Origin of the sequence: Castellaniella sp., from assembly GCF_034674885.1 — a bacterium.
Lineage (GTDB): Bacteria > Pseudomonadota > Gammaproteobacteria > Burkholderiales > Burkholderiaceae_B > Castellaniella.
The window spans coordinates 105,481-129,126 of the sequence record NZ_JAUCDS010000004.1; the positions used below are offsets into that span (position 1 = coordinate 105,481).

Here is a 23,646-nt window from a genome sequence, read left to right on the forward strand (position 1 = left end):
TCCCTAGACCCGCCCCATGGCGAAGCCCTTGGCTATATAGTGACGGACGAACCAGATGACGATGGCGCCAGGCACGATGGTCAGCGTACCGGCCGCCGCCAGAGTCGCCCAATCCATGCCCGAGGCCGACACCGTGCGCGTCATGATGGCTGCGATGGGCTTGGCATCGACGCTGGTCAGGGTGCGCGCCAGCAGCAATTCGACCCAGCTGAACATGAAGCAGAAAAAGGCCGCCACTCCGACCCCGGATTTGATCAGGGGCAGGAAGATCGTCAGGAAGAATCGCGGGAAGCTGTAGCCGTCTATATAGGCGGTCTCGTCGATTTCGCGGGGAATGCCGCTCATGAAGCCTTCCAGGATCCAGACCGCCAGCGGCACGTTGAACAGCAGATGGGCCAGTGCCACCGCCCAGTAGGTATCCAGCAACCCCAGCGTCGAATACAGCTGGAAGAACGGCAGCAGGAAGACGGCGGGCGGGGTCATGCGATTGGTCAGCAGCCAGAAGAAGACGTGCTTGTCACCCAGGAAGGAATAACGCGAGAAGGCGTAGGCCGCAGGCAGGGCCACCGCGATGGCCATGACCATGTTCAGGCAGACATAGGCCAGGCTGTTGACGTAGCCCATGTACCAGGACGGGTCGGTCAGGATCAGGCGGTAGCTGTCCAGCGTGAATTCGCGGGGAAACACCGAGAATTCGGCCAGGATGCCCTGATTGGTCTTGAAGCTCATGACCACCATCCAGTAGATGGGCGCCAGAGCGAACAGCAGGTACAGCACCAGAAAGACCGTGCGCTTGCGCGGCAGCCAGTTGCGTTCAGTCATGACGGGCCTCCGTCGTGCTCGTACCGACCCGCAGCATCCAGTTATAGAGGACGAAACACAGCAGCAGGATGATCAGGAAATACACCAGGGAGAACGCCGCAGCCGGCCCCATGTCGAACTGCCCGATGGCCTTCTGCGTCAGGTATTGGCTCAGGAACGTCGTAGAACTGCCCGGCCCGCCCCCCGTCAGCACGAACGGCTCGGTATAGATCATGAAGCTGTCCATGAAGCGCAGCAGCACGGCAATCATCAGGACGCCACGCAGCTTTGGCAGCTGGATGTAGCGAAAGACCGCCCATTTGCTGGCGCCATCGATGCTGGCCGCCTGATAATAGGCTTGGGGGATGGCCTGCAGGCCGGCATAGGCCAACAGCGCCACCAGGGGAGTCCAGTGCCAGACATCCATCAACAGCACGGTCAGCCAAGCCTGTGCCGGATTGCCCACGTAGCTGTAATTGATGCCCAGCTGCGTCAGCGTCCAGCCGAACAGGCCGATGTCGGTGCGCCCGAAGATCTGCCAGATGGTGCCCACGACGTTCCAGGGGATCAGCAGGGACAGCGACACGATGACAAGGACCGCCGAGGCCCGCCAGCCCTTGGCCGGCATGGACAGCGCCAGCATCACGCCCAGGGGGATCTCGATGGCCAGCACCGCGCCAGAGAACATCAGCTGACGCCACAGGGCGGCATGCAGGTCTTCGTCGCGCATGACGCTGGCAAACCATTCGGTGCCGACGAACACGGCCTGGTTGGGGCCGAGAATGTCCTGGACCGAGTAATTCACGACGGTCATCAGCGGGATGATGGCGGAAAAGGCCACGCACAGGACGACCGGCAGGATCAGCCACCAGGCCTTCTGATTGACGGGTTTGACGGCTGCGCTCATGCGATGAGCTCCTCGTTCTGGTAGAAGCAGGTGTGGGGATCGAGCAGCGCCAGATGAACCTGGGCGCCGGGCGCAGGCGCCGGCGCGTCCGGTGCGATGTGGGCCTTGAGTTCCCGGTCACCCGCCTGGGCGCTGATCAACTGGCTGGTACCCACGTGCTGGACACGCTGCACGACGGCCGTGACGACGCCCGGCCCGGGCTGCGCCAGCACGCGCAGGTATTCGGGGCGGATACCCAGGATCAGGGGTCCCTCGGGCAGCGCCAGGGATTCGCCCCCGGGCAGCACGTGTTCGCCCAACCACAGAGACCGATCAGCTCGCCGTTCGACCGGCAGCAGGTTCATCCCGGGCGAACCGATGAAATGACCCACGAAAGTGTGACGCGGCCGTTCGAACAATTCAGCAGGCGTGCCCTGCTGCACCACCCGGCCGCGCGCCATCACCAGCACCTGATCGGCAAAGGTCATGGCCTCGACCTGATCGTGGGTGACGTAGATCAGTGTCAGGCCCAGTTCATGGTGGATCTGCTTGAGCTTGCGGCGCAGTTCCCATTTCAGGTGGGGATCGATGACCGTCAGGGGTTCGTCGAACAGCACCGCCGACACGTCCGGGCGCACCAGTCCGCGCCCCAGCGAGATTTTCTGTTTGGCGTCCGCCGCCAGATTGGCGGCCCGCTGGTCCAGCACGGCGGACAGATCCAGCATTTCCGCAATGCGCCCCACGCGTTCACGCACCTGAGCCGACGGCACCTTGCGGTTGCGCAAGGGAAAGGCCAGGTTCTCGCCCACCGTCATGGTGTCGTAGATCACGGGAAACTGGAACACCTGGGCGATATTGCGCTGCTGCGGCGTGTCCCGGGTGCGATCCACGCCATCGAAGCACACCGACCCGTGCGACGCCTGGACCAGGCCGGAAATGATGTTCAGCATGGTCGTCTTGCCACAGCCCGACGGCCCCAGCAAGGCATACGCGCCGCCGTCCTCGAAGGTGATCTTCAGCGGCAGCAGGGCGTAATCCGCATCGGAGCGCGCCACGCGCTGGTAGCTGTGCGCCAGATCCAGATCAATGCGCGCCATGGTGGGCCTCCTGCGGCGCGCGCACCAGGGATTCGTCTGCGCCGAACACATAAGCCCGGCGGCTGGCAAAGTGCAGCGTGATGGCCTCGCCCAGGCTGTGATGACTGACACCCGGCACCTGGGCAATCAAATTGCCCACCGGGGTCTGTGCGTGAACATAGGTGGCCGAGCCCGAGATTTCCGCCAGTTGCACCTGCCCGTCGATCCGGCAATCCTCGCCCTGATCCCGAAGCGACAGATCGGCGGCCCGCAGGCCAATCGTGACGGCTCCGGCCGGCACCACCGCACCGCCCGGCAGCAGCGGCGCATCCATGCCCTGGACATGCAGCGCCACGCCGTCGGCCCGGGCCTGGAGGAAGTTCATGGGCGGATCGCTGAACGCCCGCGCCACCCGCATGGAACTCGGCCGCCGGAAGACATCGATGGTGGGGCCATACTGCAGCAATTCGCCGCGATCGAGCACGGCCGCATATCCGCCCAGCAGCAGGGCTTCCGCCGGTTCGGTCGTGGCATACACCACGGTCGAGCGGCCCTGGGAAAACATGACCCCGAGTTCTTCGCGCAGATCTTCACGCAATTTGTAGTCCAGATTGACCAGCGGTTCGTCCAGCAACATCAGGGGCGCGTCCTTTGCCAGCGCCCGAGCGAGCGCGACCCGCTGCTGCTGGCCGCCGGACAGTTCGGCTGGCAGGCGATCCAGGAATTCCTCGATGTGCAGGGTGCGGGCGATGTCCAGCACCCTGGATCGGACGTCGCGCTGCCCGCGCAGGCGCATGGGAGACGCAATGTTGTCGGCCACTGTCATGGAGGGGTAGTTGATGAACTGCTGATACACCATGGCGACGTTGCGGCGGCGCACCGGCACGCCGGTCACGTCCTGCCCATCCACGCACACACGCCCGTTCGAGGGGGCGTCCAGGCCTGCCATGATGCGCATCAGGCTGGTCTTGCCTGCGCGCGTAGCCCCCAGCAGCACGGTGACGGCGGATTCCTGCAGTGCCAGATCCAACGGGTACAGCCAGGTATCCGCGCCCACCTGCTTATCGATCCCTGCCAATTCAAGCAGCATGGAACGGTTCTCCTCAAGGTTCTATTTTGAGCATTATTGTTCGCTTTTGATCTATTTGTCGTCCATATAAACCCTAGGATCGGTTCTCTTTGTTTCGTTGTACAGTCATTTTGTTCGAACTCCCGTCGAGATCATGAGTCCCAATCCGCGTCAGATCCGGCTGCTCAAGCACCTGCACATCGCAGGCTCGTCCAGCCTGGATGACCTGGCCAACCACCTGCAGGTCACGGTCCAGACCGTGCGGCGCGACGTGCAGCGCCTGGCCGAGGCCAACCAGCTGATCCGCTTTCATGGCGGGGCGCGGCTGCCGGCCTCGACCACGGAAAACATCGCCTACCGCCAACGTGCCCAGCTGCATGCCAACGAAAAACGGCGCATCGCGCAGGCCATCGCACGGGCGATCCCCAACGACTGTTCGCTGATGATCAACATCGGCACGACTGCCGAAGCCATCGCCCAGGCCCTGACGGGCCACACGGGGCTGCGCATCATCACCAACAACATCAACGTCGCCTATACATTGGGGCATCAGCCCGGTTGCGAGGTCATCCTGGCGGGCGGCAACGTGCGCCCCCGGGACCTGGCCATCGTCGGCGAGGCCACCGTCGAGTTCATCCGCCAGTTTCGCGTCGACATCGCGCTGATGGGCATCTCCGGCATCGAAGAAGACGGCACGCTGCGCGATTACGACTACCGGGAAGTGAAGGTGTCGCAGGCCATCATGCAATCGGCCCGCGAGGTCTGGATGGCGACCGACGCCAGCAAATTCCATCGGCCGGCGATGGTGCGAGTGGGCGATCTGGCGCAGATCGATCGCCTGTTCACCGACACCCGCCCCCCCGAGCCCTTTCCCGGCCTGCTGAAGGCCGCCGAAGTCGATTGCGTGATTGCACCCGAGGACCCCTCATGACGTACCTGCTCGCCCTGGACCAGGGCACTTCCAGCACCCGCAGCATCGTGTTCGACCGCCAGGGCCGCATCGTCGGGCTGGCGCAGCGCGAATTCACCCAGCACTACCCGCAGCCGGGCTGGGTGGAACACGATGCCATGGAGATCTGGCGCACCCAGCAGGACACGATGCACGAGGCCCTGCATCGGGCGGGGGTATCCGCCCGCGACATCCGCGCCATCGGCATCACCAACCAGCGCGAAACCACGGTGGTCTGGGACCGCCGCACCGGCGAACCCATCCATCACGCCATCGTCTGGCAGGACCGGCGCGCCGAGCCCACCTGCGCCGAATTGCGCAACCAGGGCCTGGAGGCCACGATCCTGCAGCGCACGGGACTGCGCATCGATGCCTATTTCTCGGCGACCAAGCTGAAATGGATCCTGGACCAGGTGCCGGGCGCCCGCGCGCGCGCCCGGGCAGGCGAACTGCTGTTCGGCACAGTCGACAGCTGGCTGATCTGGCAACTGACGGGGGGCCGATGCCACCTGACCGACGTCAGCAATGCGGCCCGTACCATGCTGATGGACGTGCACCGCAACGCCTGGGATGCCGATCTGCTGGACCGCCTGGACATTCCAGCCGCCATGATGCCGCAGATTCAGCCCTCGGCCGCCGATTTCGGCCAGACTGCGCCCGGCATCCTGGACCAGGCCGTGCCCATCTGCGGCGTGGCCGGTGACCAGCAAAGCGCCCTGTTCGGCCAAGCCTGCTTTCGTCCCGGCATGGCGAAGAACACCTACGGCACGGGCTGTTTCATGCTGATGCACACGGGGGAACACTTCCAGGTCTCGCAAAACGGCCTGGTGACGACCAGTGCCGCGCAGGTTGACGCCCGGCCCGCCTACGCCCTGGAAGGCAGCGTGTTCGTCGGCGGTGCCGTGGTCCAGTGGCTGCGCGATGGTCTGCGCGCCTTCACCCGCAGCAGCGACATCGAGGAAATGGCCCGCAGCGTGCCCGATTCGGCCGGCGTCATGTTCGTGCCGGCCTTCACGGGGCTGGGCGCCCCCTGGTGGGACCCGCAGGCGCGCGGCACGATCACCGGCCTGACACGGGGCACGACGATGGCGCACATCGCTCGCGCCGCACTGGAGAGCATCGCCTACCAGAGCGCCGCCCTGCTGCAGGCCATGAGCCGTGACGCGCAGGCGGCCGGCGCCGCCGAACTACAGGCGCTGCGGGTCGATGGGGGTGCCTGCGTGAACGACCTGCTGATGCAATTTCAGGCCGATCTGCTGGGCATCCCGGTGCTGCGCCCCACCATGGTGGAAACCACGGCCCTGGGGGCGGCCTTCCTGGCCGGCCTGCAGGCCGGCGTCTACGCTGACCTGCAGGAACTGGAATCCCTGTGGCGCGTCGAGCGCCAGTTCGATCCGGCCATGCCCCGAGACCAGGCGACCGAACGCCTGGCGCAGTGGGATCACGCCATCCGCCAGGCTACGGCGCGCTGACCGCGCCAATCCCGATAGAATGATGGTTCAAGCCGCCGCGCACTGCTGGGGCGCAGCGGATTTTTCCAGGCTACCGACCGCCCTCCATGTTCAAGAAAATCATTCTGATCGTCGCTGTCTTCATCGTCATCCTGCTGGCGCTCAGCTTCGGCGAGCTGGCCTTCGGCCAGGTCTTCGCCTGGATCTCCAGCCTGACCGGTGTACTGATCCGCAACCTCGACGAGCTCTTCACCGTCGTCAGCGCCTACCTGCAGGCGCACACCGGCAAAGTCCTGCTGGCGCTGCTGCTGACCGTACCGGCCAGCCTATGGATCCTCGGGTCCCGCCGCGAGTCCCTTGGCCGGCCGACATCCCAGCGGCGCATCGCCATCGTGCTGGCCATCTTCCTGGGCTGGCTGGGCGCACACCGATTCTTCCTGGGGCAGATCGGCTGGGGCCTGGGCTTTCTGGTGATGGCCTGGATCTTCATACCCCTGGCCGTGGTGCTGGGGCTGATTGACGCCATCCGCTATCTGTTCATGGACGACGAGACCTTCGCCGCCACGCAATTGCACTGATGCCGGTCACCGCACCCGCGCACTACCGGCTGCTGGATCTCGGCCTCGACCCGCTCGGCGGGCCGCTGGCTGACGAGGCGCTGCTGGCGCAGGCTGTCGACTGCCCGGTCGCCTGCCTCTGGCAGGCCCATCAGGGACTGGTCGTGCCGCGCACCTACGCCGCCCGCCCAGGATTCGCCGAGGCGCAGGCCGCCTTTGCTGCCCAGGGCTGGCCCATCCATGTCCGACAGTCGGGCGGCGGCGTTGTGCCGCAAGGAACCGGCATCCTGAACTTCAGCCTGGCGCAGGCCTTCGAGGGCCGGCCGCTGGACCATTCCGACCGACTCTACCAGCACCTGTGCAGCCTGATGGCCACCGCTCTGCTGTTTTTCGGCATCGACGCCCAGGCGCGCGCGGTGGAAGGGTCCTTCTGTGACGGGCGCTACAACCTGGCCGTCGGCACCCCCGCTCGCAAGATCGCCGGAACGGCGCAGCTCTGGCGGCACATCCCGGCCTCTGCCGCGCATCCGGCAGGTACGGCGGACGGCCGTCACGTCGGCCTGGCGCATGCCCTGATTTTGCTGCAATGCGACACGGCGACGGCAACCGCCCGGGCCAACGCCCTGGAAGCCGCCCTGGGCAACCCCAGACGGTATGAGGCAGACCGAATCCTGTCACTCGACACACTCCTGCCCCCGACCGATCGGGCGGGGTTTCCGGCCGCATTCCGCGCGCGCCTGGAAGACGTGCTGCACCACGCGGACGTCCGCCCCTGAGAACGCATATCCGGCCTGCCATTTCGCCAGACCCTCCCCATCATTCACCTGGAATGCTGCAGTGCAAGGCGCTAGAATACGGCCTGCTCAACCTAGCCCTCCTGGAACCACAATGAGAAAAATCGTCCGCGCCAAACTGCACGGCATCCGCGTCACCGGAGCCGACCTGGACTACCACGGATCCATCACGCTGGATCCCGACCACTGCGAGGCGGCCGGCATCCTGCCCATGGAGTTCGTGGACATCTGGAACAAGAATTCCGGCGCCCGCATCAGCACCTACGTCATCTACGGCGAACGCGGTTCGCGCTGCTGCATCCTGAACGGCGCAGCTGCCCGTACCTGCCAGCGTGGCGACGAGGTCATCATCGCGAATTCCGAATACATCCAGGAATCCGAGCTGGAGCACATCAAGCCCGTGGTGCTGACCTTCCATCCCGACAACAGCGTACGCGAACACCTGGGGTATTCCGTGGGCCGCGACGAGCAGGGCCGCCTGAGCTTCGAGATCGTGCAATTCGACTGAAACCGGGCCGGCCGTCGGACCACGTCCGGCAACGTTCTTGCCGATCTGCGGCCGGCCACCTACAATCATTGACGTTTCGCCTATTTTCGAGCCTCGCTAGGGGTGCCGCCACAGCGGCTGAGACAGTCCCTTCGAACCTGATTGAGATCATCCTCGCGCAGGAAAGCAGCTCGCTACAGCGACGGCTTTCCGTCGCGTGCGCCTGCCCTCCTGCCATTAGACAGACAGGCATGCCATGAATCCGCAGTCATCCCCGCTGACCTCCCCATCCTCCGGCTCGCCGATCGAGCGCGTCTTCGGCTGGCATGACCACATGGCCCTGTGGTTCAGCCTGGGCGTGGGGCTGCTGGTCATCCAGATCGGCGCCTACCTGGTGCCCGCGCTGGGCACACGGGCCGCCTTGATCGCGGTGGTGGCCGGGTCCATCCTGGGAGCGGGGCTGCTGGCCTGGGTGGCCCGCATCGGCTGCGACAGCGGCCTGTCCAGCGCAGGCTTGATCCACTCGGTCTATGGCCGGGGCTTCGCCCGCCTGCCCGTGCTGCTCAACGTCGTGCAGCTGGTCGGCTGGGCGACCTTCGAACTGGTCATCATGCGCGACGGCACTCGCGCCATCGGACAACGCGCCCTGGGCCTGGACACCGGCCTGGTGCTGCCCACGCTGTTCTGGGGATTCATCGTCCTGCTGCTGCTGCGCGGGTCGATGGTCACGCTGGTCCGGCGCATCGTCAGTCGCGTCGGCCTGCCCCTGGTGGTGCTGTCGCTGATCTGGCTGACGGTCCAGTTCGGCCTGAAGCTGGATGGCGATGCCTTCCAGAGCCTGTGGCAGCGCATGGGCGATGGCAGCATGAACACTTTCCAGGCCCTGGATCTGGTCATCGCCATGCCGGTGTCCTGGCTGCCCCTGGTCGCCGACTACGCCCGCCACGGGCGCAGCGGCCAAAGCGCACTGGCGGGAACCTGGCTGGGCTACACCATCGCCAACATCTGGTGCTACGCGCTGGGCGTGCTGGTGATCACGGTCACCGGACCGGACACCGACATGGTCAGCGCCCTGCTGATGGCCCAAGGCGGCCTGCTCGCCCTGGGCCTGATCCTGATCGACGAACTGGACAACACCTATGGCGACCTGTATTCGGGATCGGTCAGCAGCCACAGCCTGTTGCCGCGCCTGAGCCTGAAGGCCTGGGGCACCGTGCTGGCCGTGCTGTCGATGGCGTTGGCCATGGTGCTGCCCATGCACTCGCTGGAACCCTTCCTGCTGACGCTCAGTTCGGTTTTCGTGCCGTTGTTCGGCACGATCCTGGGGCGGCTGGGGCTGCGCGACCTGCCCGCCGCAGAGCCGCAGCGGCTGGTGCATGCCGCCCCGGCCCTGATCTGGGTGCTGGGTATCGTGTGCTACCATGCGCTGGCCCTGTGGGCGCCGCAATACGGCAGCGCCCTTCCGACGCTGCTGCTGACTTTCGCGCTGGGAGCGCTGAGCGCCCGGGCACACGCTCGAAGCGCCCAACCCGCCTGACGTCCGAGTCCGGGACAAGCCAGCGGCGACCGTCTCCCCCTTACTTCTTTCGGGTTCCACAATGCAAATCGGCATGATCGGACTGGGGCGCATGGGCGCCAATATGACAACCCGCCTGCTGCGCGGCGGCCATGACTGCGTGGTGCACGACCGGGATCACGCGGCCATCGGCCGCCTGGCGGCGCAAGGCGCCGTCGGGGCCACGACCCTGCAGGATCTGGTGGCCGCGCTGGCGGCGCCACGCGCCATCTGGCTGATGGTTCCGGCCGGCACGGTCGATGCCGTGCTGGCCGAACTGACACCGATGCTGCAGGCCGGCGACATCGTCATCGATGGCGGCAATTCCCACTATCACGATGACCTGCGCCGCGCGAAAGCCCTGACTCCCCTGGGCATCCACTATGTGGACGTCGGCACCAGCGGCGGCATCGCCGGCCTGGAGCGCGGCTATTGCCTGATGGTGGGCGGCGATCAGGCCGTCGAACACCTGACCCCGATCTTCACCACCCTGGCCCCGGGCGCAGGCACGCAGCCGGTCACACCGGGCCGCAATCCGGGCGCCAGCACGGCGGATCAAGGCTGGTTGCATTGCGGCCCGCACGGCGCCGGCCATTTCGTGAAGATGGTGCACAACGGCATCGAATACGGCATCATGGCCGCCTATGCCGAAGGCATGAACATCCTGCGCCATGCCAACATCGGGCACCAGGCGCAAACCGCAACGGCCGAAACGACGCCGCTGCGCCATCCGGAACACTATCAGTACGACATGAACCTGCCCGATATCGCCGAACTCTGGCGCCATGGCAGCGTCATCAGTTCCTGGCTGCTGGATCTCACCGCCTCCGCCCTGGCCGGCAACCCGGCCCTGTCGGGATTCCAGGGGCGCGTGTCCGATTCCGGCGAAGGCCGCTGGACCATCCAGGCCGCCATCGACGAGGCCGTGCCCACGCCCGTGCTCAGCGCTGCGCTGTACTCGCGCTTTGCCTCGCGCGGCGAGGACGACTTCGCCAACCGGGTGCTGTCGGCCATGCGGCATGCTTTTGGCGGGCATGTGGAACTGCCGCACTCTGCAGCAGACAGCGCCGATACCCAGAAATAAAAAACCCACCTCTCTCGAGGTGGGTCCGGTCGGGGGCCCGTTTCGGGCGCCCCTTTGCAAGACTGAAACGATCAGCTGCGTTGCGTGGCCAGGCCGGCATTCGCGGCGGGTGCCGACTTGCTGCCGAACAGTGCCGTGGCAACCTGCCACATGACCCCCAGGCCGCCGACGATGAAGACCACGTCGCCGAAGGTGCGCATCCAGCGCAGGGTCTGCAGGATGTCCTGCTGCATGAAGGCCTCGCTGCGAGCCCACCAGGTTCCCACGCTGATGCTGGCGTGGAACTGCATCAGGCCGATGGGCAACAGGCTGAGCACGATCATCATCACCAGACCGATGTTCATGCACCAGAACGAGGTGTTCATCAGGCCGTCGTTGAACTGCATGTTCGGCCGGATGTAGCGCAGCACGAACAGGGTGAAGCCCAGGGCCAGGAAGCCATAGACACCGAACAGGGCGGCGTGCGCGTGCACGGCGGTCGTGTTCAGACCCTGGATGTAGTAGAGCGCGACGGGCGGGTTGACCATGAAGCCGAACACCCCGGCACCGAACATGTTCCAGAAGGCGACGCAGACGAAGAACTTCAGCGGCCAGCGCAGGTTTTCCATCCACGGAGCGCGGGACTTCAGGCGCCAGTTTTCCCAGGCCTCATAGCCCAGCACGACCAGCGGCACGACTTCCAGTGCGCTGAACGAAGCGCCGATGGCCATGATGGGGGTGGTGGTGCCCGAGAAGTACAGGTGGTGCATGGTGCCCGGGGTGCCACCCAGCATGAACAGCACGGCCGCAGCCAGGCTGGCCGCAGTCGCGCCCCGCTTGGACACAAGCCCCATGGTCGAGAAGATGAAGGCCAGGGCAGCGGTGGCGAACACTTCAAAGAAGCCTTCGACCCACAGGTGGACCACCCACCAGCGCCAGTATTCCATGATGGTGATGTTGGTCTTCTCGCCGTAGACCAGGCCGGCGCCGTAGAACAGGCCGATACAGATCACCGAGGCGCTGAACAGGGCCAGCAGGTTCTTGTCGCCCTTCTGCTTGAGCGCCGGCACGATGCCGCGCAGCATCAGGACCAGCCAGAACACGATGCCCAGGAACTTGCCGATCTGCCACAGGCGGCCCAGCTCGACGTACTCGTAACCCTGGTGCCCCAGCCAGAAGTTCCAGCTTTGGGGGATCAGGTGGGCGATGGCCGCGAAGTTGCCAGTGAACGAACCGACCACGACCAGAATCAGGGCCCAGAACAGGATATCGACGCCCAGTTTCTGGAACTTCGGGTCCTTGCCGCCGTTCAGGATCGGCACCAGGAACAGACCCGCTGCCAGGAAGCCGGTGGCGATCCAGAACAGGGCCGCCTGGATGTGCCAGGTGCGCACCAGCGAATACGGCAGCCATTCGGACACGTTGACGCCATAGAACGTCTGGCCTTCGACCGTATAGTGCGCGGTGAAGCCGCCGATGAAGATCTGGGCGACGAACAGGGCAACCACCAGGAACAGGTACTTGCCCAGGCCCAACTGCGAATCGGTCAGCGCCATGCCCAGGATCGGGTCGCGCGCTGGCGCATCGGGTTCCTTTTCTTCCTTGCGCGTGAAGGCCCAAGCCCAGACCAGCAGGCCCACGCCGGCGATCAGGATGATCACGCTCATGATGGACCAGATGATGTTTTCCGCTGTCGGAACGTTGTCGATCAGCGGCTCATGCGGCCAGTTGTTGGTGTAGGTCGCCGTCGTGTCGGGGCGTTCGGTAGATGCTGCCCACGCCGTCCAGAAGAAGAAATTCGCCAGGCGGGCTCGCGCCTCGGCCGTCGGCAGCGTGCCTTCCTTCATGGCGAAGCTGATACGGCTCTGACGCAGCGACTGATCGTCGCCGAACAGCTTGTCGTAGTAGGCGGCCGTCTGCGTGATGGCCCGGGCGCGGCGATCGGATACCAGGGCGGTATCCGTGGCGGCATCGTAGGTGTTCTTGCGGTATTCAGCCTTGAGCTGACGCTGCAGCACCGCCTGGTTGTCGCCATCGAGCTGATCGAAATTGAGCCCGAAACGCTCTTGCGCAGCCAGGTCCAGCCAAGCCGTCAGTTCGCGGTGCAGCCAGTCGGCCGTCCAGTCGGGCGCCTGATACGCCCCATGGCCCAGGATCGAGCCCACGGTCATGCCGCCCGCCGTCTGCCAGGCCACCTGACCGTCGAGGATCTGTTCCTCGGTCATGAGAACCTGGCCGCTGGCCGTGGCGACCTGGCCCGGGATTGGAGGCGCCTGATGATAGACCTCCTTGCCCATCCATCCCAGGATACCAAATGACACCAAGAGGACGCCGATCAGCGCCCACCATAACTTCTTGTACTCACCCATCCTGCGCTCCTTCTGCAGCTGTGAGGATTGCTGAATCGCGCCGGAAGGCGCTCCCTTTTTTCACTTCACATTTCATCAAGCAAAAACTGTGCCAGTTGCAAAACCTAGGGAAAACACTGATATAGATCAAAAGAGGTAATTTCTACCCGATCGAATGGGGTACAAATCACCCTGGGATGGTCTAAATTACCGTCATGGAAACCCAACTACTGACCGACCTGACGGTGGACCTGCCCGACGGCGTACGACTGCAGCGGGCGGCCACGGCGATCCGGCGGGCGTTTTCCTGCGATGCCGTCGGATTGCTGAGGCTCGACGACCACGACACCCTGCATCTGGTGGCGGCATCGGGCCTGGCGCACGAAGCCCTGGGCCGGCGTTTCGTCGTGGGACAGCACCCTCGTTTCGCAGCCATCCTGTCGCGCCCTGAACCTACCTGGTTCGACCCCGACAGCCTGCTGCCCGACCCCTACGACGGCCTGCTGGACGATCGCAAGGGATCCCCTTTGCCCGTCCACGATTGCCTGGGCATGCCGATCTACCATCAAGACCAGCCCTGGGGCATCATGACGCTGGATGCCTTAACCACCGGCACCTTCGACGAGGCCGCCCGTGCGCGGCTGCAACAGCTGAGCCTGATGCTGCAGACCGCCGTACGGGTCACCGACCTGGAACGGGACAACCGGCGCCTGCGCCAGCTGGGCACATCCCAACAAGGCATCGAGCGCATCGGAGAAACCACCGAGATCCTGGGCCGCAGCGAAGCCATCCAGTCCCTGCTGCACGAGCTGGACCTGGTCGCGGATTCCGACTTGCCCATCCTGTTGCTGGGCGAAACCGGAGTAGGCAAGGAACTGTTCGCCCGACGACTGCATCGCCATTCACGCCGCAGCCGCCAGGCCATGATCCAGGTGAACTGCGCGGCCCTGCCCGAATCCCTGGCGGAAAGCGAGCTGTTCGGCCACGTGAAGGGCGCGTTCTCCGGGGCCACGGCCGACCGGCCTGGGCGTTTCGAGGCCGCGCAGGGCGGCACCCTGTTCCTGGACGAGGTCGGCGAACTGCCACTCAGCCTGCAGGCCAAGCTGCTGCGTGTCCTGCAGAACGGCGAAATCCAGCGCCTGGGCACGGACCAGACCATCAAGACCGATGTGCGCATCATCGCCGCCACCAACCGCGACCTGAAGGCCAATACCCAGGCAGGCCTGTTCCGGGCCGACCTGTACCACCGGCTGTCGGTCTACCCCATCCCGATTCCACCGCTGCGCGAACGCGATCGCGACGTCCTGATCCTGGCCGGGCATTTCCTGGAATTCAACCGCGCACGCCTGGGACTGCGCGGCGTGCGCCTGTCCTACGAGGCCGAGCAGGCGCTGCGGCAGTATCCCTGGCCGGGCAATGTGCGCGAACTGGAACACGTCATCAGCCGCGCCGCGCTGAAGACGCTCAGCCGGGGCGCCTCGCGCGACCAAGTGCTGACCATCGAAGCCGCGCTGCTGGACCTGGACATCCCACCAACGGCCGACGACGTGCCCGCGCAGCCCGGTGCCGCAACGCCGCCCCTTGTCGACGCCGCGCCGGATGCCGTCGACCTGGGTGACATCCCGCCACTGCGAACCACCGTGGACGAATGCCAGCGTCAGGCCATCCGCCAGGCCCTGGCCGCCGCCGATGACAACTGGGCCCAGGCTGCCAAGGCGCTGGGGCTGGACGCCAGCAACCTGCACAAGCTGGCCAAGCGCCTGGACATGAAGCCGCATCCTCGCTAAAGAAACCTTTCCGATCTTTCGCCATCCAACCTAAAATGCCTCGCACGCCACCCCGTTGCCGGGAACACGCGCGGCATGCGGATCGACCCCCCTGATTGGAAGGACACGACATTCATGGCATGGCAAGACATCCTGATCGAAAGCGGCCTGTGGCTGGCCAAGGCCTATGTGCTGACCGTGCTGGCCGGCGCCGCCGCCATCTGGGGAATGCGACGCTTCACCCGCTGGGGAGATCAGTTCTGGCGGCTGAGCGCAGACTTCTTTTCCCCGCGCCGCAATTGGCGACCCCTGGCAGGGGTGGCGCTGATCCTGCTGCTGACCCTGGGAGCCGTGCGTCTGGATGTGCTGTTTTCCAACTGGTACAACACCATGTACAGCGCCCTGCAAGCTCTGGACGCGCCCGGCTTCTGGGCCGCCATGCTGCTGTTCGCCCTGCTGGCCGCCGTCCACGTGGTGCGATCCCTGTTCGACTTCTATGTGCAGCAGGCCTTCGTCGTGCACTGGCGCGAATGGCTGAACGAACGCCTGCTCAGCCGCTGGATGGAACAGCAGGCCTACTACCGTTCGCAGTCGCTCAGCCATCTGGCTGACAACCCGGACCAGCGGATCCAGCAGGACATCACCAGCTTCGCCAGCACGTCCATGACGCTGGCCGTAGGGCTGATCAACGCCGTGGTGTCCACCATCGCCTTCACCCTGATCCTGTGGCACCTGTCGGGCCCCATGACCGTGCTGGGCCACGAAATTCCCCGGGCCATGGTGTTCCTGGTCTTCATCTACGTCTTTCTGGCCACCATCCTGGCGATCTGGATCGGCAAGCCGCTGATCCGCCTGAACTTCCTGAACGAGAAGCTGAACGCCGACTACCGTTACGCCCTGGTGCGAGTGCGCGAGTACGCCGAGAGCATTGCCTTTTACCGGGGCGAACGCGTCGAAGGCCGCACCCTGCGCCATTGGTTCGCCGAAGTGATCGGCAATGCCTGGGACATCATCTACCGGTCGCTGAAATTCCTGGGCTTCAACTTCGTCGTCACACAGACGGCCGTGGTCTTTCCTTTCATCATCCAGGCCGCGCGCTTCTTTTCCAAGCAGATCAGCCTGGGCGACCTGATCCAGACTGCCCAGGCCTTCGGCCAGTTGCAGACCAACCTGTCGTTCTTTCGCAATGTGTACGACAGCTTCGCCACCTATCGCGCAACCCTGGACCGTCTGACCGGTTTCGACGCCACCATCGATGCCGCCCGCCAGATGGTGCTGCCCGACACGCGCCAGGACGGCAGCCGCCTGGCCCTGCAGGGCCTGACGGTCTGCCGCCCCGACGGGCACGCGCTGCTGAAGGACCTGAGCCTGGAAGTGGACCCGATCCACCCCGTGCTGGTGCGCGGGCCGTCCGGGTCGGGCAAGACGACACTGCTGCGCACCATCGCCGGCATCTGGCCATACGGGTCCGGCGAGATCATCCGTCCCGAGGCCTCGTCGCTGTTCCTGGCGCAAAAACCCTATCTGCCCCTGGGCACCCTGCGCCAGGCCCTGCACTATCCGCAGCCGGTCGACCAGGTGCCGGCCGGCCAGGACGAGGCCATCCTGGACCTGGTGCAGCTGGGCCACCTGCGCGACCACCTGGACGTCGAGGACGACTGGACCCGCATCCTGTCGCTGGGTGAGCAGCAGCGCCTGGCCTTTGGCCGCCTGCTGATCGCGCGCCCGGACGCCGCCTTCCTGGACGAGGCCACGTCCGCCATGGATGAGGGCCTGGAAGACGCCATGTACCGGCTGCTGCGCGAACAGCTGCCCACCACCCGGGTCATCAGCGTGGGCCACCGCAGCACCCTGCGACGCCATCATGGGGCCGAACTGGTCCTGGAAGGCGAAGGCGGCGGCTGGCAGCTGCATCCGATCACGGCGCACTGAAGCAGGACATCGGCATCCAGGCGGGCGCGCTCCTGGATGCGCACAGACCGCCCCCGGCACGATCAACTACACTGGCGCCGATCCATCCGACCCAATCCCGAAGAACTCGCCCATGACCGATTACTACTTTCCCATCAAGCACCTGCACATGACGGCCGTCGGCCTGAGCATCATTCTGTTCGTGATCCGCGCCTACTGGTCGGTCACGGGATCCGCCCTGTTGCAGCGCCGGCTGGTGCGCATCCTGCCGCACGTGGTCGATACCGTGCTGCTGGTCTGCGGGGTGATCCTGGCGGCCATGATCGGCCCCAACCAGCCCTGGATCCTGACCAAGATCGTGCTGCTGGTCGCCTATATCGGCGTGGGCACCATTGCCATCAAACGCGGACGCACCACCCGGGGCCGCCTGACGGCCGCCCTGATCGCCATCGCGATCTTCGCCTACATTGTGGGCGTGGCCATCACGAAGAATTCCGGGTCCTGGTTCTCGATGCTATAAGCTGCCCATGCCCCACTGCACGGCCAGGCTGCTGAGCGACACCGCCGCCCAGACGCCCAGGCCCAGCAGCAGCGGCCGCACGCCTGCCACCGCCATACGACGCAGGTCGGACGAAAGGCCGATGGCCGTCAGCGCCATGATGATCAGGAACTGCGACCCCAGGTGCAGGAAGGACAGCAGGGATTCCGGAATCAGCCCCAGGGACCGGACGCCCGAGGCCGCCAGAAACCACAGGATGAACCAGGGGAAGATCTGCGCCAGCGACACACGGGTTTCCGCCTGGCGCGCGCGCCAGGCCGTCCACAGGGCCAGGCCGATGCAGATGGGAATGATCAGGGTGGCCCGGGTCAGCTTGACGATGGTGGCGATGTCGCCCGCCGCCGTGCTGTAGCTGTAGCCGGCGGCCACCACCGACGACGTGTCGTTGATGGCCGTGCCCGCCCACAGCCCAAAGCCCGCGTCGCTCAGGCCCATCCAGTGCCCCAGGGGCGGAAACACCAGCACCGCCACGACGTTGAACAGGAAGATGGTGGAAATCGCCAGGGCGGTATCGTGGTCGTCCGGCTTGATGATGGGGGCCACGGCCGCGATGGCGGACCCCCCGCAGATGGCTGTCCCGACCCCGATCAGGGTGCGCAGGTGGCCGGTCAGGCCCAGCCACCTGCCCAGCAGCCACGCTGCGACGAAGGCGGTGGTCAGCGTCACCAGCGTCACGGCCAGCGACGAGGCCCCGGTCTGCACGACCTGCCCCAGGCTGAGGCCGAAGCCCAGGCCGATGATCGACCATTTCAGCACCTGGCGGCTGCTGTAGCCGATGCCCGGCACGAAGACCGGAGAGACCCCCAGCACGTTGCGCCACAACATCCCCAGCAAAATCCCCATGACCGGCCCGCCGATCAGCGGGAACCAGCGCCCCAGCTGCCAGGCCACCACGGCCAGCCCGCCCGACAGGGCGACGCCGTACCAGCGTGACGGCGCACGCGGCCGCCCGTCGGCAGGGCTGGAAGCCGCCGCCCGACCTGAGGCGGGCAGCGGATGGGGAACGGCAGAGATCGGCAACATGAAGACATCCATGAAAAAGTAGGGCCGATTGCATTCTAGGGAAACCCAGCCAATCAATAAATTCAGTAATAATGACAAATCCAATCAAAAAAATTGATGGATTAGCCGATTGCCGCCTACAATGACTACTGCCCGCAGACACCGGAGTCCCGCATCATGATCGGCCTGAGCATCCGCCAGCTGGAGGTCTTCGACGCCGTCGCCACCACCGGCAGCGTGCGCCGCGCAGCCGAGCAGCTGCACCTGACGCAGCCGGCCATCAGCATGGCCCTGGCGGAACTGGAACGGCAACTGGGCGGCACCCTGTTCGACCGTGAGCGCGGCCGCCTGCGCCTGAATGCCCAGGGCGCCGAACAACTGCCCCTGGCCCGGGAAATCCTGGAACGCCTGCAGGACATGCAACGCCGCCACCCCGGCACCCAGGACACCCTGAGCGGCGCCCTGCGCATCGGCGCCAGCAACACCGTGGGCAACTATCTGGTGGGGGAACTTCTGGGCCCCATCGTGGCCCAACACCCCATGATTGCGCTGCATCTCACCGTGGACAACACCCGGGAAGTCGTCGGCATGCTGCTGGACCACGCCATCGACATCGCCTGTGTCGAAGGCCCCGTTCACCACGCGCGGCTGGACACCCTGACCTGGCGCAGCGACGCACTGGTCGTCTGTGCGGCGCCGTCGCATCCGCTGGCCCGGCGCCCACGCCTGAAGGCCTCGGACTTCGCGGATGCCCACTGGATCCTGCGCGAACGCGGGTCCGCCACCCGCAGTCTGACCGAACAGGCGCTGACTGCCCTGCCGCCCGGCCGCATCCTGCTGGAACTCGGCCAGATCGAAGCGATCAAGCAGGCCGTCATCGCCGGCCTGGGCATCGCCTGCCTGCCCTACGCAGCCACGCTGGACGCTGTCGCCACTGGTCGGCTGCAGGTGCTGCGCACCCCTTTCCTGAATCTGGACCGGCGTCTGTCCCTGGTGCTGCACCGCAGCCGCTATCGCGGTACGCTGATCGAAGCATTCCTGCATTCCCTGGAGGTTGATACCCATGCCCAAGACTGAATCCCGCACTCCAGCGGCCCACGAGGCCTACGACGTTCGCGCACTGGTGCTGCAAGGCGGCGGCGCCCTGGGTGCCTACCAGGCCGGGGTCTACCAAGGCCTGAACGAAGCCGGCATCCGGCTGACCGAGCTGGCGGGCATTTCCATCGGCGCCCTGAACGTCGCCATCATCGCTGGCAATCCGCTCGAAAAACGCGTCGGACGCCTGCAGGAATTCTGGGACACCATCTGCCAGCCCTACGTTGGCCTCGGGGCCAACGCGCTGATGGAACACAGCCTGTTCCAGGTCAACGATCTGGCCCGCCAGTTCCTGGGGGCCCTGCATGCCGGCAGCGCCCTGATGGTCGGGCAAAAGGGCTTCTTCCATCCACGCTTCCCTCCCGCCGCCCTGGTCGCCAGCCTGGATCCGGGCTGCGTGGGCCATTACGATACCCGCCCCCTGAAGGACACCCTGGAATCCCTGTGCGATTTCGACCGCATCAACGACGGCGGCCTGCACGTGTCGGTCGGGGCGGTAAATGTGCGCACCGGCAACTTCACCTACTTCGACAACCGCAAGATCCGCCTGCGGGCGGAACATTTCATGGCCTCGGGCGCCCTGCCCCCGGCCTTCCCCGCCATCGAGATCGACGGCGAATACTATTGGGATGGCGGATTGGTGTCCAACACGCCGCTGACCAAAGTGCTGCAGCAGCGCCCCGAACGCGACACCCTGGTCTTTCAGGTAGACCTGTGGTCAGCACGCGGCCCGGTGCCGCGCAGCATGAACGAAGTCGGCGACCGCGTTCAGGATATCCGCTATTCCAGCCGCACGCGGATGATGACCGAGGAAATGCGGGCGCACCGCAAGATGCAGCGACTGTTGCGTGAAGTGCTGGATCGCGTTCCCGAAGACCAGCGCAACCAGGACCCTGCCTGCCGACAGGCCGCCGAACTGGCCAGCGGGGCGCGCAGCAACATCATCCATCTGATCTACCGGGACAAGCCCTACGAACAGCATTTCCGCGACTTCCAGTTCGGTCCGGCCACTATGCGGGAACACTGGGCCACCGGCCTGCAAGACATCCACAACACCCTGGCGCATCCGCGCTATCTGGCCATGCCCGACAACAGCGCAGGATTCGTCACGCACGACGTGCATCGCGACGAAATCGAGGAAAGCATGGGGTCTGCCAAACCCTGATCGGCAGACCGGCCGCGTCTCAGGCCCGCCCGGGCCGGATGTCGGGCGCCGGACCAGCCGGCTGTGCGCGAGGCCGCCGGCCCAGCACGACCGCAGCGGCAGCCACCAGGACTGTGCCCGCCACCTGCAGCACGGTAATGGGCTCTCCCAGGAACGCCCAGGCCAGGAACAGAATGGACACTGGCCCCAGCAACCCCAGCTGAGCCGTCAGCGGCGCGCCGATCCGTGCCACCGACCACATGATCATGAAGGTCGGGAGCACCGTATTGACCGTCGCGTGAATCAGGGACAAGCCATATACAGGCCAGTCTTGGTCCAGGCCAGCCACACCCTTGACGATGAAAAAATGCGCCATCGTCACCCCGGCGGACACCGTCATGGCGTAGGCCACCAGCCGCGTGGCCGTGACCCGCTCGATCAATTCCCCCGAACCGATCAGATACATGGCATAGGAAAAGGCTGCCCCCAGTACACAGGCCGACCCCAGGATGACGTTATCGCCCGCGATGGACAGATCGGCCCAGAACACCAGGGCGACCCCGGCATAGGCCAGCGCCATGGCCAGCCACTGGCGCGAGGAAATGGTCTTGCCCAGGAACCAGGCCGAGATCAGCAGCACGAAGGTCGGCGCAAGAAACAGGATCAGGCGTTCCAGTCCGGCCGAAATGTACTGCAGGCCCAGGAAATCCAGGAAGCTGGACAGGTAGTAGCCGATGAAGCCCAGAATGAAGATACGCACGCCGTCGCGCCAGCCCAGGCGGGCAATCAGCCCGCGTCGGGCGCGGCCGGCCTGATGCAGCGCCACGACAGCGAAAAACGGCAGGGCCAGCAGCATGCGGAAACCAATCACGTCCAGCGCATCGACGCCATGCAGGTACAGCAGCTTCGCGACGATCGCCTTGGCAGAAAACAGCACCGCTCCCAACCCCGCCAACACGAACCCGGTCCAGAACAGGCGGCGAGAAACGTCCTGCATGATTAGTTGCCTAGTCAGATATTGATGGAGTAGAATTTTAACATGCAAGCCCCCAATCACCCCGCCCCAGATGCTGCCGGCCTCCTCACATCGTCCTGCTGTTTCTACAGCGACAGCCCGGGCGATCTGACCGCAGACCGCAACGTCGGCCTGCTGATTCGGCATCTGCACACCCTGGTGCACCGGGTGATCGACCTGCGCACGCTGCCGATGGGGCTGACGGCCAACCAATGGCGCCCGCTGCTGCTGATCGAATACAAGAAAATCGACACGCCGGCCGAGCTGGCCCGCGCCATGAACGTAGACACCGGGGCCATGACCCGGATGCTGGACCGGCTGGAAACCAAGGGCTTCGTCCGCCGCGACCGCATCCCCGAAGACCGCCGGGTAGTGAAGATCTCTCTGACCGATCCCGGCCATGCCCTGACCGAACAGATTCTGCCCATCATCGCCGACGCCCTGAACCTGCACCTGCAGGGCTTTTCCGAAGACGAGATCCGCATGCTGCTGGCCCTGCTGAAGCGCATGATCCAGAACGGGGAACAGGCCCTGCAGCAGGCCTGCACGCCGCCCGGATCCTGATCCAAACCTGTCATCGCACTGTGTTCCCGAGCGGAACATCCCATCATTTCGCTTTATAATTGTCTAGTCAGATACAGACCACATCAACTACTTTCAGCTTCTTGTCAGCATGAAACCCTTCATCCCTCTGCTTCTGGTCCTGGCCCTGTCGGCCTGCGCCCCCATGGATCCCGGCGCACCAGCAGTCCAAGCCCTGACGGGCGACCGCCTGGATCTCAGCACAGAAACCCCCATCGCCTGGCCCCAGACCGACTGGTGGACACGCTACCAGGACCCACAACTGAACCGCCTGATCGATCAGGCGCTGCAATCCAGCCCGTCCCTGCAGGCCGCTGCGGCCCGAGTGCGCGTCGCTCAGGCCGCCGCCCGGGGCGCTCGCGCCGTGCAATGGCCCCAGGTCAATGCCAACTACCACTTGACCCGGGAACGCCTGAGCGAAAACTACATCTACCCCCCGCCCTTGGGGGGCTCTTACCAGAGCGATACGGGCCTGGGGCTGCAGCTGGATTTCAACCTGGACCTGTGGGGCAAACAACGCGCCCTGGCCTCAGCTGCCGGACAGCGCGCCGCCGCCGCACAGGCCGCCAGCCAGCAAGCCCGCACCGTACTGGTATCCGCCGTCGCGCAAAGCTACTTCCAGCTGCAGGATGCCCAGGCTCAGGCTGCCGCCATTGAATCCATCGTCGGCAAACTGCAGGAAGCCCTGGACATCACGCGTGACCGCTACAAGAACGGCCTGGGTATCCAGGTGGATGTGGACCAGGCAGATTCCGCCGTGTCCTCTGCCCAGGTGCAGCTCAGTCAGGCCCGGAACAACGCCGAGCTGCTGCACCACCAACTGGCCGCCCTGCTGGGAGTATCGTCCGAACAATTGCCCGCGCTACCGGTGCAAACGCAACATGCGCTGCCGACGGGCGTCCCCGCCCACATGCCGCTGGCGTTGCTGGGGCGCCGCGCCGACATCGTCGCCGCCCGGATGCAGGCACAGGCCGCCGGGGCTGAAGTCTCCGCCGCCAAGGCCGATTTCCTGCCCAACGTGAACCTGTCGGCAGCGGCCGGTTTCCTGTCCCTGGGCATGGACCAGCTGATACGCGGCAGCAGCAAGGACTACAGCGTCGGGCCGGTGATCACCCTGCCGATCTTCCACGCCGGCGCCCTGAACGCCCGATTGGCCGGGCAGCGCGCCGTTCGCGACGAAGCCATCGCGCAATACAACGAGACGGTCCTGGGCGCCATCCGCGAGGTGGCCGACGCCAGCACATCGATCCGATCGCTGCAGGAACAGATCCGCTACCAGGAAGCCAGCTTGAAAGCCATCACATCTGCCTATGACGTCGCGCTGGACCGCTACAAGGCGGGCCTGGGCAATTTCGTACAGGTGCTGCTGGCGCAAAGCGAGGCGCTGAAGCAGACCGTGCAAACGACGGACCTGCGCGCCCGCGCCTATGTGCTGGACGTACAGCTGGCCACGGCCCTGGGCGGCGGCTACGAACAGCCCGACGCCCACCCGGACGCCCCCCCCCTGCATCAGACTTCGACCACCATCGACTAAGT

21 protein-coding genes and 1 riboswitch are annotated in these 23,646 nt (G+C 65.4%); of the genes, 14 read left to right on the forward strand and 7 right to left on the reverse strand.

Annotated elements, in window-relative coordinates:
* Positions 1-3 precede the first annotated feature (3 nt).
* From VDP74_RS04440 to VDP74_RS04455, 4 genes are read right to left on the reverse strand one after another with little or no spacing between them, the layout of a single operon-like run.
* Positions 4-822, reverse strand: a complete 819-nt coding sequence (locus tag VDP74_RS04440) for a carbohydrate ABC transporter permease (protein WP_322998419.1) — start codon at positions 820-822, stop codon at positions 4-6.
* Positions 815-1,708 carry a sugar ABC transporter permease gene (locus tag VDP74_RS04445; protein ID WP_322998420.1) on the reverse strand — a complete coding sequence of 298 codons (894 nt, stop codon included), beginning with the start codon at positions 1,706-1,708 and terminating at the stop codon, positions 815-817. The genes VDP74_RS04440 and VDP74_RS04445 overlap by 8 nt, the downstream gene beginning before the upstream one ends.
* Positions 1,705-2,784 carry an ABC transporter ATP-binding protein gene (locus VDP74_RS04450; protein WP_322998421.1) on the reverse strand — a complete coding sequence of 360 codons (1,080 nt, stop codon included), beginning with the start codon at positions 2,782-2,784 and terminating at the stop codon, positions 1,705-1,707. Before VDP74_RS04450 ends, VDP74_RS04445 begins: the two co-directional genes overlap by 4 nt.
* Positions 2,771-3,853, reverse strand: a complete 1,083-nt coding sequence (locus VDP74_RS04455) for an ABC transporter ATP-binding protein (protein WP_322998422.1) — start codon at positions 3,851-3,853, stop codon at positions 2,771-2,773. The genes VDP74_RS04450 and VDP74_RS04455 overlap by 14 nt, the downstream gene beginning before the upstream one ends.
* A 133-nt stretch (positions 3,854-3,986) precedes the next feature.
* On the opposite strand from VDP74_RS04455, the gene VDP74_RS04460 reads away from it, so the two are divergent.
* The 7 genes from VDP74_RS04460 to gnd all read left to right on the forward strand — a co-directional run bounded on the left by VDP74_RS04460 (position 3,987) and on the right by gnd (position 10,709).
* On the forward strand, positions 3,987-4,763 hold the full coding sequence (locus tag VDP74_RS04460; RefSeq protein WP_322998423.1) for a DeoR/GlpR family DNA-binding transcription regulator: 777 nt from the start codon (positions 3,987-3,989) through the stop codon (positions 4,761-4,763).
* Positions 4,760-6,253: a glycerol kinase GlpK gene (glpK, locus tag VDP74_RS04465; RefSeq protein WP_322998424.1), complete on the forward strand. Its 1,494-nt coding sequence runs from the start codon at positions 4,760-4,762 to the stop codon at positions 6,251-6,253. The genes VDP74_RS04460 and glpK overlap by 4 nt, the downstream gene beginning before the upstream one ends.
* A gap of 86 nt (positions 6,254-6,339) precedes the next feature.
* A complete protein-coding gene (locus VDP74_RS04470; RefSeq protein WP_322998425.1) occupies positions 6,340-6,810 on the forward strand; it encodes a TM2 domain-containing protein in 471 nt (156 codons plus the stop codon).
* On the forward strand, positions 6,810-7,565 hold the full coding sequence (locus VDP74_RS04475; RefSeq protein WP_322998426.1) for a lipoyl protein ligase domain-containing protein: 756 nt from the start codon (positions 6,810-6,812) through the stop codon (positions 7,563-7,565). The genes VDP74_RS04470 and VDP74_RS04475 overlap by 1 nt, the downstream gene beginning before the upstream one ends.
* Positions 7,566-7,677: 112 nt before the next feature.
* Positions 7,678-8,091, forward strand: a complete 414-nt coding sequence (gene panD / locus VDP74_RS04480) for an aspartate 1-decarboxylase (protein WP_322998427.1) — start codon at positions 7,678-7,680, stop codon at positions 8,089-8,091.
* Between the two features lie 88 nt (positions 8,092-8,179).
* A riboswitch (TPP riboswitch) is annotated at positions 8,180-8,272 on the forward strand.
* A 54-nt stretch (positions 8,273-8,326) separates the two neighbouring features.
* Positions 8,327-9,607: a purine-cytosine permease family protein gene (locus tag VDP74_RS04485; protein ID WP_322998428.1), complete on the forward strand. Its 1,281-nt coding sequence runs from the start codon at positions 8,327-8,329 to the stop codon at positions 9,605-9,607.
* A 61-nt stretch (positions 9,608-9,668) separates the two neighbouring features.
* Positions 9,669-10,709, forward strand: coding sequence for a phosphogluconate dehydrogenase (NAD(+)-dependent, decarboxylating) (gene gnd / locus VDP74_RS04490; protein WP_322998429.1), 1,041 nt, complete (start codon positions 9,669-9,671; stop codon positions 10,707-10,709).
* A 71-nt stretch (positions 10,710-10,780) separates the two neighbouring features.
* Here gnd and VDP74_RS04495 read toward each other — a convergent pair whose 3' ends face one another.
* The gene (locus VDP74_RS04495; RefSeq protein ID WP_322998430.1) at positions 10,781-13,057 is read right to left on the reverse strand and encodes a nitric-oxide reductase large subunit; all 2,277 of its coding nucleotides are present in this window, start codon (positions 13,055-13,057) and stop codon (positions 10,781-10,783) included.
* Positions 13,058-13,251: 194 nt separating this feature from the next.
* Here VDP74_RS04495 and norR point away from each other — a divergent pair, with 194 nt between their 5' ends.
* The 3 genes from norR (at position 13,252) to VDP74_RS04510 (ending at position 17,233) form a co-directional block, all read left to right on the forward strand.
* A complete protein-coding gene (gene norR, locus VDP74_RS04500) occupies positions 13,252-14,823 on the forward strand; it encodes a nitric oxide reductase transcriptional regulator NorR (RefSeq protein ID WP_322998431.1) in 1,572 nt (523 codons plus the stop codon).
* Positions 14,824-14,937: 114 nt separating this feature from the next.
* Complete coding sequence (locus VDP74_RS04505; RefSeq protein WP_322998432.1) at positions 14,938-16,734, forward strand: ABC transporter ATP-binding protein/permease; 1,797 nt, start codon at positions 14,938-14,940, stop codon at positions 16,732-16,734.
* Positions 16,735-16,846: 112 nt separating this feature from the next.
* The gene (locus tag VDP74_RS04510; RefSeq protein WP_322998433.1) at positions 16,847-17,233 is read left to right on the forward strand and encodes a SirB2 family protein; all 387 of its coding nucleotides are present in this window, start codon (positions 16,847-16,849) and stop codon (positions 17,231-17,233) included.
* On the opposite strand, the gene VDP74_RS04515 is transcribed toward VDP74_RS04510, so the two are convergent.
* Positions 17,228-18,295 (reverse strand): YeiH family protein, encoded by a 1,068-nt coding sequence (locus VDP74_RS04515; protein ID WP_322998434.1) that lies wholly within the window; start codon positions 18,293-18,295, stop codon positions 17,228-17,230. The genes VDP74_RS04510 and VDP74_RS04515 overlap by 6 nt on opposite strands.
* Positions 18,296-18,451: 156 nt before the next feature.
* Between VDP74_RS04515 and VDP74_RS04520 the strand changes: the two genes are divergently transcribed.
* Together VDP74_RS04520 and VDP74_RS04525 are read left to right on the forward strand one after the other, a co-directional pair.
* Positions 18,452-19,351: a LysR substrate-binding domain-containing protein gene (locus VDP74_RS04520; RefSeq protein ID WP_322998435.1), complete on the forward strand. Its 900-nt coding sequence runs from the start codon at positions 18,452-18,454 to the stop codon at positions 19,349-19,351.
* Positions 19,338-20,534 carry a patatin-like phospholipase family protein gene (locus tag VDP74_RS04525; RefSeq protein ID WP_322998436.1) on the forward strand — a complete coding sequence of 399 codons (1,197 nt, stop codon included), beginning with the start codon at positions 19,338-19,340 and terminating at the stop codon, positions 20,532-20,534. Before VDP74_RS04520 ends, VDP74_RS04525 begins: the two co-directional genes overlap by 14 nt.
* 19 nt (positions 20,535-20,553) lie before the next feature.
* Here VDP74_RS04525 and VDP74_RS04530 read toward each other — a convergent pair whose 3' ends face one another.
* Positions 20,554-21,510 (reverse strand): DMT family transporter, encoded by a 957-nt coding sequence (locus VDP74_RS04530; RefSeq protein ID WP_322998437.1) that lies wholly within the window; start codon positions 21,508-21,510, stop codon positions 20,554-20,556.
* Positions 21,511-21,552: 42 nt separating this feature from the next.
* Here VDP74_RS04530 and VDP74_RS04535 point away from each other — a divergent pair, with 42 nt between their 5' ends.
* The gene (locus VDP74_RS04535) at positions 21,553-22,092 is read left to right on the forward strand and encodes a MarR family transcriptional regulator (protein ID WP_322998438.1); all 540 of its coding nucleotides are present in this window, start codon (positions 21,553-21,555) and stop codon (positions 22,090-22,092) included.
* A 109-nt stretch (positions 22,093-22,201) separates the two neighbouring features.
* Positions 22,202-23,644 (forward strand): efflux transporter outer membrane subunit, encoded by a 1,443-nt coding sequence (locus VDP74_RS04540; RefSeq protein ID WP_322998439.1) that lies wholly within the window; start codon positions 22,202-22,204, stop codon positions 23,642-23,644.
* Positions 23,645-23,646 lie beyond the last annotated feature (2 nt).

Excerpts from the sequence above, each read along its gene's own strand:
- gnd (WP_322998429.1), top strand. The coding sequence starts at position 9,669 with ATGCAAATCGGCATGATCGGACTGGGGCGCATGGGCGCCAATATGACA.
- VDP74_RS04510 (WP_322998433.1), top strand. The coding sequence starts at position 16,847 with ATGACCGATTACTACTTTCCCATCAAGCACCTGCACATGACGGCCGTC.
- VDP74_RS04475 (WP_322998426.1), top strand. The coding sequence starts at position 6,810 with ATGCCGGTCACCGCACCCGCGCACTACCGGCTGCTGGATCTCGGCCTC.
- VDP74_RS04540 (WP_322998439.1), top strand. The coding sequence starts at position 22,202 with ATGAAACCCTTCATCCCTCTGCTTCTGGTCCTGGCCCTGTCGGCCTGC.
- panD (WP_322998427.1), top strand. The coding sequence starts at position 7,678 with ATGAGAAAAATCGTCCGCGCCAAACTGCACGGCATCCGCGTCACCGGA.
- VDP74_RS04505 (WP_322998432.1), top strand. The coding sequence starts at position 14,938 with ATGGCATGGCAAGACATCCTGATCGAAAGCGGCCTGTGGCTGGCCAAG.
- VDP74_RS04495 (WP_322998430.1), bottom strand. The coding sequence starts at position 13,057 with ATGGGTGAGTACAAGAAGTTATGGTGGGCGCTGATCGGCGTCCTCTTG.
- VDP74_RS04455 (WP_322998422.1), bottom strand. The coding sequence starts at position 3,853 with ATGCTGCTTGAATTGGCAGGGATCGATAAGCAGGTGGGCGCGGATACC.
- norR (WP_322998431.1), top strand. The coding sequence starts at position 13,252 with ATGGAAACCCAACTACTGACCGACCTGACGGTGGACCTGCCCGACGGC.
- VDP74_RS04460 (WP_322998423.1), top strand. The coding sequence starts at position 3,987 with ATGAGTCCCAATCCGCGTCAGATCCGGCTGCTCAAGCACCTGCACATC.
- VDP74_RS04450 (WP_322998421.1), bottom strand. The coding sequence starts at position 2,784 with ATGGCGCGCATTGATCTGGATCTGGCGCACAGCTACCAGCGCGTGGCG.
- VDP74_RS04445 (WP_322998420.1), bottom strand. The coding sequence starts at position 1,708 with ATGAGCGCAGCCGTCAAACCCGTCAATCAGAAGGCCTGGTGGCTGATC.
- VDP74_RS04485 (WP_322998428.1), top strand. The coding sequence starts at position 8,327 with ATGAATCCGCAGTCATCCCCGCTGACCTCCCCATCCTCCGGCTCGCCG.
- VDP74_RS04440 (WP_322998419.1), bottom strand. The coding sequence starts at position 822 with ATGACTGAACGCAACTGGCTGCCGCGCAAGCGCACGGTCTTTCTGGTG.
- glpK (WP_322998424.1), top strand. The coding sequence starts at position 4,760 with ATGACGTACCTGCTCGCCCTGGACCAGGGCACTTCCAGCACCCGCAGC.
- VDP74_RS04525 (WP_322998436.1), top strand. The coding sequence starts at position 19,338 with ATGCCCAAGACTGAATCCCGCACTCCAGCGGCCCACGAGGCCTACGAC.
- VDP74_RS04515 (WP_322998434.1), bottom strand. The coding sequence starts at position 18,295 with ATGTTGCCGATCTCTGCCGTTCCCCATCCGCTGCCCGCCTCAGGTCGG.
- VDP74_RS04470 (WP_322998425.1), top strand. The coding sequence starts at position 6,340 with ATGTTCAAGAAAATCATTCTGATCGTCGCTGTCTTCATCGTCATCCTG.
- VDP74_RS04535 (WP_322998438.1), top strand. The coding sequence starts at position 21,553 with ATGCAAGCCCCCAATCACCCCGCCCCAGATGCTGCCGGCCTCCTCACA.
- VDP74_RS04530 (WP_322998437.1), bottom strand. The coding sequence starts at position 21,510 with ATGCAGGACGTTTCTCGCCGCCTGTTCTGGACCGGGTTCGTGTTGGCG.
- VDP74_RS04520 (WP_322998435.1), top strand. The coding sequence starts at position 18,452 with ATGATCGGCCTGAGCATCCGCCAGCTGGAGGTCTTCGACGCCGTCGCC.